The 10,235-nt window shown below is 70.2% G+C and carries 4 protein-coding genes; 1 reads left to right on the forward strand and 3 read right to left on the reverse strand.

Going from position 1 to position 10,235, the window contains the following annotated elements; all coding sequences use genetic code 11:
• On the forward strand, positions 1-1,212 hold a 1,212-nt coding region (locus tag AOK08_RS06995), incomplete at its 5' end, for an aminotransferase-like domain-containing protein (protein ID WP_055524576.1).
• A 189-nt stretch (positions 1,213-1,401) separates the two neighbouring features.
• On the opposite strand, the gene AOK08_RS07000 is transcribed toward AOK08_RS06995, so the two are convergent.
• The 3 genes from AOK08_RS07000 to AOK08_RS07010 form a co-directional block, all read right to left on the reverse strand.
• Positions 1,402-4,509: an AAA family ATPase gene (locus tag AOK08_RS07000; protein ID WP_157876586.1), complete on the reverse strand. Its 3,108-nt coding sequence runs from the start codon at positions 4,507-4,509 to the stop codon at positions 1,402-1,404.
• 451 nt (positions 4,510-4,960) lie between these two features.
• The gene (locus AOK08_RS07005; protein WP_157876587.1) at positions 4,961-5,686 is read right to left on the reverse strand and encodes a hypothetical protein; all 726 of its coding nucleotides are present in this window, start codon (positions 5,684-5,686) and stop codon (positions 4,961-4,963) included.
• A 169-nt stretch (positions 5,687-5,855) separates the two neighbouring features.
• Positions 5,856-9,743 carry an eCIS core domain-containing protein gene (locus AOK08_RS07010; protein WP_055524575.1) on the reverse strand — a complete coding sequence of 1,296 codons (3,888 nt, stop codon included), beginning with the start codon at positions 9,741-9,743 and terminating at the stop codon, positions 5,856-5,858.
• Positions 9,744-10,235 lie beyond the last annotated feature (492 nt).

The raw sequence follows: 10,235 nt of genomic DNA on the forward strand, positions 1-10,235 counted from the left end.
GCCCCAGCCCCAGCCCCAGCCACTTCTGCTTCCGTGCCCGTGCTCTCCGCGCGGGCAAGGTCGGTCGGCGGGTCGGCCGTACGGGACATCCTGGCCGTCATCGCGCGGCCCGAGGTGATCAACTTCGCGGGCGGGCTGCCGGCACCCGAGCTGTTCGACGCGGAGGGCGTGGCCGCCGCCTTCCGGGACGTGTTCGCGGACACCCCCGCACGGGCCCTGCAATACGCCACGACCGAGGGCGAGCCGACCCTCCGCGAGGCGCTCGCGATCCGGCACACCGGGCGTGGCCTGCCCACCGACGCCGACGGCCTTCTCGTCACCACCGGTTCCCAGCAGGCGCTTTCGCTGCTCGCCACCGCGCTGATCGACCCCGGCGACGTCGTCCTCGTCGAGAGCCCCTGCTATCTCGCGGCACTTCAGGTGTTCGGGCTCGCGGGCGCCCGGGTGGTCGCCGTGGCGGGGGACGCCGACGGCATAGATCCCGGCGAGCTGGCGGAACTGGTTGTCCGGCACCGGCCCAAGCTGCTCTACACCGTGCCCAACTTCCAGAACCCGACCGGGCGGACCATGACCGCCGAGCGCCGGGCCGCCGTGGCGGAGATCGCGGCGCGGCTCGGGCTGTGGATCGTCGAGGACGATCCGTACGGCGAACTGCGCTTCGAGGGCCGGCGCGTGCCGTGGATCGCGTCCTGTCCGGGCGCGGAGGACCGTACGGTCCTGCTCGGCTCCTTCTCCAAGGTCATGGCGCCGGGGCTGCGGCTGGGCTGGCTGCGGGCGCCGGCGGAGCTGCTGCGCGCCTGTGTCGTCGCCAAGCAGGCCGCCGACCTGCACACCCCGACCGTCAACCAGCTCGCCGCCGCCCGGTATCTGGCCGACCGTGACCTCGACGCCCATGTGCGGCGGGTGGCCCGCGTCTACGGCGAGCGGCGCGACGCCATGCTCGACGGCATCGGGGACGCGCTCCCCGAGGGCTCGACCTGGACCCGTCCCGAGGGCGGCATGTTCCTCTGGGCCCGGCTTCCGGAGTCGTACGACACCGGGGCGCTGCTTCGGAGGGCGGTGGACAGCGGGGTCGCCTATGTGCCGGGGGCCTCCTTCTGTGCCGGTGAGGCGGGACCGGCCGAGCGGGCGACCATGCGGTTGTGCTTTGTCACGCAGACTCCGGAGGAGATAGGGGAGGGGTTGCGGCGGTTGGGGGGCGGGTTGCGGTAGCTCGCCTCTGGTCGGGGGCTCCCTCTTGGCCAGGGTGCTCCTCCTTGGTCAGGGTGCTCCTCCTTGGTCAGGGTGCTCCTCCTGGTCAGGGGGAGATTCCTCCTCGTTCGTCGGCTGCGGGGCCGTGGGGGCTGGTCGCGCAGTTCCCCGCGCCCCTTTGGGGCGCGTCACCTTCTGCTCGCCGCTGGTCTACTGGTCGGCCTGGTCCTGGTCCTGGTCCTGGGCTGTGGACGGGGCTGGGGGCGGGGACGCCAGCTCCGCCCTGCTGGGCGCCCCCAGTTTCCGGCCTGCTTGCTCGATCAGCGCGGTCACGTCGTGCGGGGTCAGGAGCAGCGCCTGGGCGATCTGACGGTCGCTGTGACCCGCGCGGAGCAGTTCGACCAGCCGGTGTTCGGTCGCGGAGAGGCTCGGGGCCGCCGGCGGTGCCGGCTTCGTGCGCACTCCTGCCGCGGCGAGCGCATCGCGCACCTGGCCGGCCAGCAGGACACTGCCGCAGGTGTCCGCGAGGTGGAGCGCCCGGGTGAGGGCCTGGCGGGCCTCGTCGGCCTCGCCGCCGCGCAAGAGGGCGGTTCCCAGCTCGTAGTGGGCGCGAGCCAGTTCCAGTCGGGCGGGGGACCGCTTCAGCAGGGCCACGGACTCGCGCAGGAGGGCCTGTCCCTTTCGGCCGCCGTGGATGACGCCCAGGCAGCGTGAGGCCACCCCGATCGCTCGCTCGGTGCCCCACTGGTGGGCCAGCTCCAGTTCCTCGGTGGCCAGTTGGAGAGCGTCTGTCCGCTGTCCGAGCGTGAGGTGCAGCAAGGACGCCCGCGACCGCCAGGGCGCCCCGGCCAGGTTCGTGACCCGTGCGCGGTTCTCCTCCGCGCCGTACTCGTGCAGGAGGGTGAGGGCCGCGGTCGGATTGCCCCGCGCCGCGAGCAGGCGACTGCGTGCGAGCAACACCGGGCCCTGCCAGGTCCAGCCCACCTTGTTGAAGTCGGCGTCCGGGGCGAGCGCTGCCGTCGCCGAGGTCAGGTCGCACCGCTCGATCAGTGATTCGCCCACCAGTGTCATCAACGCCACCTTGACCCGAGGCTCCAAGCCCTGGTCGGCCGTGGTGGCGGGGTGTCCGAAGTCAGCGGTGAGCCGGAGCTGTCGACCACGGCGGGCCTGGATGAGCAACTGCCAGGTCATCGCGGACGAGACCAGCAGGAACGAGCCCCATCGGCCGCCCATGTCGGCCATGAGGTCGAATCGCGCTGCCGCGTCGTCGAGACGGTCGGTGGCCGCGAGGGCCAACCCGGCGAGGGTCACGAGCATCTGGTACGTGTCCACTGCGGCCAGGCCGCCTCGCAGGGCCCGGTCGAGGAGGTCGTTGGCGACCTGGGCGCTGGCTTCCCCGGTGATGGCCGGGGCGGACAGCGCGGCCAGGACCATGCACTCACCAGGGGTGTCACCGGCCAGCTTGTGGTCCCACAGCCGTCGCGCGTGCTGCCGGGCGACGGAGAGGGTGGACAGGTGGTCGTAACCGATCAACAGCATCTGCGCCTGGAGGAACCACGACACCTCACGAGCGAGGCCGGTACCGTCGTCGGTATGCCGCAGGTTCTCCACCGCACGGGCGAGGACGTCGACGGCACGCTCGTGCTCATGGCTGATGAACAGCGCGCTGCCGAGCGCGGAGGCCGCGTCCGCCAGGGCGTACGGGTCGGCCAGCGCCGTCGAGGCCTGCGTCAGATGATGCCTGGCCGCCATGATGTCGACCTGCATCTCGTCCTTGCCCAGCTCCAGCAGCAGAGGACCACGCTCTTCCACGGACACCGGCTCGCGCAGAGCCCGGCGCAGGTAGGCAGCGGTGACCTCCGGAGCCCCTCGGTCACGAGCCGCCCGCGCCGCCTGTCTCAAGGTGTCCACCCACCAGGCCTCACCGCCCGGTTCGGCCAGCAGCAGATGGGCCGCCACCAGGTCGTCGGACGCGCCGTCGCGCCGCAGCAGTTCGGCTGCCCGCGCGTGACCGGCGGCCAGTTCCACCGGCCCCAGGACGGCTTCGGCGACAGCGGCGCGGACCAGGCCATGACCGAACCGCGCCGGCTCGTCGGACGCCAGCACACCGATCCGCCGCAGTCGGCGGCCAAGTTCCCGTGCCGTCGACTCGCCCATCTCCGCCAGCTCGGCCGCGACCTTCCAGGCGGCCTCGTCCCCCAGCACCACCAGGGCCCGCGCCAGACGGAGGACCGCCTCAGGTTCCTCGGCCAGCCGCTTGACCACGGTGCCGGCCAGGATCCGACCCCGGAAATCCTCCACCAGATGGGCCTGATCGTCGGCGGCCCCGACCTGGTTGTCGGCCAGGGTCCGCAGCAACTCGTGCAGCAACAACGGGTTGCCCTCGGCAGCCGACGCGCATGCGGCGACGAACCGCGGTTCACCGGGCCCCAGGCTCGCCCGCACCAGGTGGGTCACGCTGTCGATGTCCAGCCCGGGCAGGTCGATCAGCCGACAGTACGGTTGTCTGGCGATCCGCTCCAGCAGCGGCTCGACCTCGGCCCCGGCGTCCGGCCGCCCCACCAGCACCAGCAGCAGGGGCAGACCCCGCAGACGCCGCGCCAGGTACTCCAGCCACCGCACCGATGGGACATCCGCCCAGTGCACGTCGTCGACCACCAAGGCGACGGGCCCCTCATCGGCGACATGCACCATCAGCCAGTACAGACTGTGCAGAAGGCCCAGCGACGCCTCGGGCGACAACTCGGCGGTCCCCTCCACACGCAGAGCGTGCGACGCCAACTGCGCCGGGCCCGACAACAGCCGCGCCCGCCCCGCGTCACCGGCTCGGGCCAGCAAAGGCTCGACCAGCTGCCGCAGCACCGCGAAGGCGAAGCCCTGCTCCAGCTCCGCCCCGCTCGCGGACGCCACCCGGATCTCCCGCGGATCCTGGTCGGCCACCCACGTATCCAGCAGCGCGGTCTTCCCCATCCCCGCGCCCGCCCGGACCAGCACCACACCGCCCCGGCCCGCCCGGGCCTCACCGGCCGCACGCTCCAGCATCACCAGCTGGCCCTGACGACCGAGCAGGCCGGACCCCACCGCACCGTCGTCGTCGACGGGGGGACTCACCTGCCGGCCGGAGCGACCCGCCGCGAGCAACGCGGCGGCGTCAGCGCCACCCAGCCCCAGCGCCGACACCAGCATCTGCACCGTGCGGCGCTGCGGACGCGCCCGCCGGCCCCGCTCCAGATCCCGGATGGACCGCGCCGCCAACCCTGAGGCCTCGGCAAGCTCCTCCTGCGTCAGCTCCGCGGCCCGACGAAAGACCAACAACATCTCACCGAACGTCGCCAACTCGCTCTCCCCCCACAACGCCCCCGAATCGGCGGGCGGTCCGTCCGAGTCCTGCCCGAAGCAACCAGGCGAAGACTCCGATGCCGCACCGCTGAGCGGATGCTACTCACCGGCAATCGCTCCCCGCAGGCCGCCCTCCATTTCGACCGGGCGGATCGGCGAGGCGCTGGGACCAGGGGTGGCGGTGCGGGGCGAGCGGGAGCGGCTGCGGGGGAAGCGGTCCAAAGCCCGCCGAGCGGGGCAGAGTTACTCGGTCGACCGCCACACGTGTCGCCGTGCAGCGATCTGGATCCGCCGGAACAACGGCATCCCCGGCATCCGTAGGGGAGAGCCGGACGCGTGGAGACAGGCACGTCCGGTCCGGGTCGGCGGCGGCTCGGGGAAACGGAACGACGTAACGGTCGTCATCGCGTCCCGAGCCGACCGCACGACCTCAGGCTTCCGACTTCCAGGGTTCGGGGAGTTCGGGGAGCTCGTCCGCGGTCTTCCTGATGACCTTCTTTCCCAGATCGGTGCGGTGGACCTCGCCGCCCTTGATGAATACGTACGCCCAGTCGGGGCGGACGTGGGCAGCGCTGATGCCGCCCGCGAAGTGAGTGGGGAGGGTGGGGAACCGGTCGGCGAGCTTCCGGGTGGTACCGGCGGCCCAGTCGGTGTGGTGGACTTCGCCGCCCTTGATGAAGCCGTGGACGCCGTTGGGCAGGACGTAGGCGGCATCCACGCCGTGCGCGAAACCTTTCGGAAGGGTGGGGAACCGGTCGGCGAGCTTCCGGGAGGCGCCGGCGGCCCAGTCGGTGTGGTGGACTTCGCCGCCCTTGATGAAGCCGTGGACGCCGTTCGGCAGGACGTAGGCGGCATCCACGCCGTGCGCGAAACCCTTCGGAAGGGTCGGGAACTGAACCGCGAGCTTCCGGGTGGTACCGGCGGCCCAGTCGGTGTGGTGCACCTCCGTGCCTCTGATGAACCCGTGCTCACTGTTGGGGAGGGTGTAGGCGGCGGTGATTTCCAGGGCTTCGCCGACGTTCCCGGTGGCGGCTGAAGCGCCGGGCGCGGAGGTCACTCCGGTGCTCAACACGATCGTGGCCGCGCCACCGACCGCGGCGGCCCTGCTGAGCATCTGCCTGCGACTCAGTGCGGACCGGTCAGCCGGCTTCCTCATGTCTGTCTCCTTGTATGGCGGTTTCTGTTGTCGGCGCTCGCGTCGGCGGCAGGCCTGCGCAGACATCCGGTACGGCCGACCGGCTGGAGGATGGGGGATGGAGCGGATCACAGCCGTGGAATCGCGGACACCGGTGGCGGCAGGGGCGGGCTCTCGCCGCCACCGATGCTCATGGCGTCGCTGTGACGAAGACCTCGAGGTTGCCGTTGGCGCCCTGGGCCGCGGTGACCGACTGCACTCCGGGCGGAGCTCCGTCGAAGTTCGCCTCCCACCCGTGCCAGCCGCCGTTCCCGTCCTGCCAGTTGCGGTACAGGGTGCCGCCGTCCCCGACGGCGAAGACCTCGAGGTTGACGAGGGGGCTATCGGCCGTGGTGACCGACTGCACTTCGGACGGTGCTCCGTCGAAGTTCGCCTCCCACCCGTGCCAGGATCCCTGGTGGTCCTGATAGTTGCGGTACAGGGTGCCGCCGCCCCCGACGGCGAAGACCTCGAGGTAGCCAAGGGTGCTTGTGGCCAGGGTGACCGACTGCACTTCGGACGGCGCTCCGTCGAAGTTCGCTGCCCACCCGTGCCAGGACCCCCGAAAGTCCTGATAGTTGTGGTGCAGGGTGCCGCCGTCCCCCACGGCGAAGGCCTCGAGGTTGCCGACGGCGCCTATGGTCGCGGTGACCGACCGCACTCCGGGCGGAGCTCCGTCGAAGTTCGCCGCCCACCCGTGCCAGCCGCCGTTCCCGTCCTGCCAGTTGCGGTAGAGGGTGCCGCCGTCCCCGACGGCGAAGACCTCGAGGTTGCGGCTGGCGCCTATGGCCGCGGAGACCGACCGCACTCCGGACGGCGCTCCGTCGAAGCCGGCTGCCCACCGGTGCCAGTTTCCCTGGTGGTCCTGATAGTTGTGGTGCAGGGTGCCGCCGCCCCCGACGGCGAAGACCTCGAGGTCGCCGTTGGCGCCTGTGGCCGTGGTGACCGACCGCACTTCGGACGGCGCTCCGTCGAAGTTGGCTGCCCACCCGTGCCAGGACCCCCGAAAGTCCTGATAGTTGTGGTACAGGGTGCCGCCGTCCCCCACGGCGAAGGCCTCGAGGTAGCCGATGGCGCCCATGGCTGCGGTGATCGACTGCACCTGGGACGGAGCTCCGTCGAAGTTCGCCTCCCACCCGTGCCAGGACTCTTGATCGTCAAGCGAGTTGTGGTATACGGTGCCGTCCGGCTGCGAGTTGTTCACCAGCAGCTTGGAGGCAAAGCCGTGGACACCCGCGTACAGCCAGCCGTCGGCGACAACCTCGGTGCTGTAGTCGCCGCCCGTACTGACGGGAAGAGTCAGGAGCAGACTGTTCAGGACCTTCCCGGAACCCGGGTCGAATTCGTAGGCGTAGCCGTTGGAGCCCGCGAACACCCTTCCTGCGTCAACGCTCACACTCACCGGCTTGAAGGCTTGGACGCCGCCGACGCCGGAGTTCCACAGCGGTTGCTGCCAGTCGTCGCCGATGCCGATCGCGTAGACGTAGCCGTGCACGCCGGCGTAGAGGTTGGTGCCGTCCGTGGCCAGTCTGGTGGTGTAGTCACCCACTCCGACCTGGTCGGTCACGAGCAGGCTGTGCAGGATCTTCCCGGAGGCCGGGTCGATCTGGTCGACGTAGCCGTCCGAGCCGGCGAACAGCTTTCCGCCGTCGACCATGACCTCGACCGCGCTCGTGCCCAGCAGCCCGCCGACGCCGGAGTTCCACAGCGGTTGCTGCCAGTCGTCGCCGATGCCGATCGCGTAGACGTAGCCGTGCACGCCGGTGTAGAGGTTGGTGCCGTCCGTGGCCAGTCTGGTGGTGTAGTCACCCACTCCGACCCGGTCGCTCACGAGCAGGCTGTGCAGGATCTTCCCGGAGGCCGGGTCGATCTGGTCGACGTAACCGTCCGAGCCGGCGAACAGTTTGCCGTCGGCGACCATGACGTCGACCGCGTTCGTGCCCAGCAGCCCGCCGACGGGGGTGCCCCACAGGGGCTGCTTCCAATCGCCGCCGATGCCGATCGCGTAGACGTAGCCGTGCACGCCGGCGTAGAGGTTGGTGCCGTCCGTGGCCAGTCTGGTGGTGTAGTCACCGACCCCGATCTTGTCGGTCACCAGCAGGCTGTGCAGGATCTTCCCGGTGGTCTGGTCGATCTGGTAGACGTAGCCGTTCGAGCCGGCGAACACCTTTCCGCCGCCGACGGCAATCTGAACCGCGGGAAACGACGTACCGGTATTGGGAAGGCGCCGGTTCCAGACACTGGCGAAGTTCTGGTCCCGCGAGACGACCCCGAGCCTGGGGCTCGCAAGTCCTACCAGCAGCTCCTTGAGGGCGGGAATGGATTTGCTGAACAGACCCATGCAGGATTCCTTCTGGTCCTGGTTCCAGGACTTCAGATCCTTCATGGCCTTCGGCCCGTCTCCCGCCCGGGTCGGGAACCTGTCACGGATGGACTGGACCGTGATGCCGGTCTCCCCTTTGGAGAGGATCTCGCGCAGGGCCTGCTGCGACTGCTGGGCCGCCGCGCTGGTGGCCTCGACGCCGGCCGAGCCGTTCTTGCCGGTCAGGAGGGTGACATCGCCCCAGACGGCATAGGGAACCGGATGGTCCGTCGAACTCACGTAGACCGACGTGGAGTTGTAGTGGTCGTGCAGCATGCTCGAACCGAGCTGGGCCGCCGCGCCGGTGAGGAACGTCAGATAGTTCTGGTACGTGCCGCCGAGGCCGAGTTTCCTGTCCGCGACGAGGCCGCTGCCCAGGACACGGCGGACGAGAGTGGCAGCCTCCTGGGACGTCTGCGGGTCGTTCGACGGCCCCCTGTACGCCGGGTCGTAGAGGTCGAGACCCGCCAGACCGGGCTGCTGCTCCTCGGTCATGTCCTTGATCCGGTCCCAGTCGGCGATCGGCAGCAAGTTCTGCCCGGCCGCCCACTCGATGAACCACTGCATGACGAGGGTCTTGTTGATCAGGTGGCCCGCGGCGAACGAGTCCTGGAGGAAGTGGTCGGCGTAGCCGTTGTACATCCGCGCCTGCCGGGCCAGTTCGGGGTCCCGGTTGTTCAGGAACGAGCGTTGGGCCAGATTCCTCGCGACCAGGTGGAACGACTGCCAGCGGTACCAGGAGTAGGGAGCGAAGTGGCAGGCGTTGCGAGCCAGCAGCCCCTGGTAGTGGTCCTCCCCGAGGAAGCCCATACCGGAGGTCCAGGCGTCGAGCGCGCGCGTCTCGACGATGTCGTTCACCAGGCCGAGCTTCCACGGCGCCGAGGCGGCGTACGCGAACGCGTCGTTGGGCGGGGCGCTTCCCTTCCTGATGCCGGTGAGGTGGTTGAACCCTTCCTGGCGGATGCACTGAAGGATCCCGAGGAGGGTCTCCTTGGGCACGGTGCCGAACTCGCCGGCGTCGGCGAGGTAGTCGGGCAGCGCGTTGAGCTCGCCGTACGTGACCAGCAGCCCGGCGCCGGGACCGATACGGAGTGTCTCGATCCCCAGTTTCAGGTCGCCGATGTCCTTCGCCGTCACCGACTCGGGGTCCTTGCGCCACAGGTTCTGCAGCTTGATCTGGGCGTCGAGGATGTCGTTGCGGTTGCCGGCATTGGTGGTGATCGCGACGAGGTTCGCGGTCGGGGCGTCGCCGAGGATGCGGTGTTCGAAGGAGACGTGCCGCTGGACCGTCGTGGAGCAGCCCGGCGGCACGACCACCGGGGCTCCCTCGCGCGTCCGCCCCTGCGCCACCGCGTCGGCCCAGCCGTCGGCCTCCTGCTCCCAGGGGTCGCCGGGCACGCTGACGGTCCACTTTCCGCGTCTGGTTCCGCCGACCTCGCCGCGGGCCTGCTGGACGAGGTGGGCGGCTTCGTGGGCCAGCAGCCGGAACCCGGACGGGGAGTGCGGTCGATAGGCGCCTCGCCGGAAGAACACGTGCGATCCGCTGGCGAACGCCTCGGCGCCCAGGCCGCGGGCGAGGCGGTCGGCGGTCGGCCCGGTGTGGATGCGCATGGCGGACAGGTCGGCGCGCAGGCCGTGCTCCAGGCGGCGCAGGAGCTCCGGGGGCGGGCTCTGCACGCTGTCCGTCGTGGCAAGAAGCCTATCCGTGGTTCGTTTGGTCATCGAACTTCCCATAGATGAGTGCCTTCGAACGTGCTGAGGGAGCGGGGCACTCGGCCGTGGCCGGACCAGGTGCGCGCCGGGCGATGGTTCCCGCGCGTACAAAGGCCGGCATCAGAAATCCATGCGCGGGAGCCCGTGCGCTGCCTCCCGTGTGCTGCCTCGGGTCGGTCCGGCACTACGGCTGTGATCACCGGAACCCGACCATTCCGAAGGAGCGTTACGTGCGCGGTGCTGCTTGGACGAAGCACCTTGGCGCAGCCGGAAAGCCACAACGACTGCGAGATGTCGAGTAGGCCCGCGGTGAACGGTGTCGCGGATCAGCTCCGTTCTGGGACGCGGCTGCTTGACGGTGTACAGCAGAACATTGGGGTGGACGGGGACACCAGGAAGAAGAACGGGAAGGACTTCCGGAAGTTCTGCGCGGAAAACTTCCGGAAGTCCTTCCCG

The sequence above is a fragment of the Streptomyces graminilatus genome, from assembly GCF_001418565.1.
Classification (GTDB): Bacteria; Actinomycetota; Actinomycetes; order Streptomycetales; family Streptomycetaceae; genus Streptomyces; species Streptomyces graminilatus.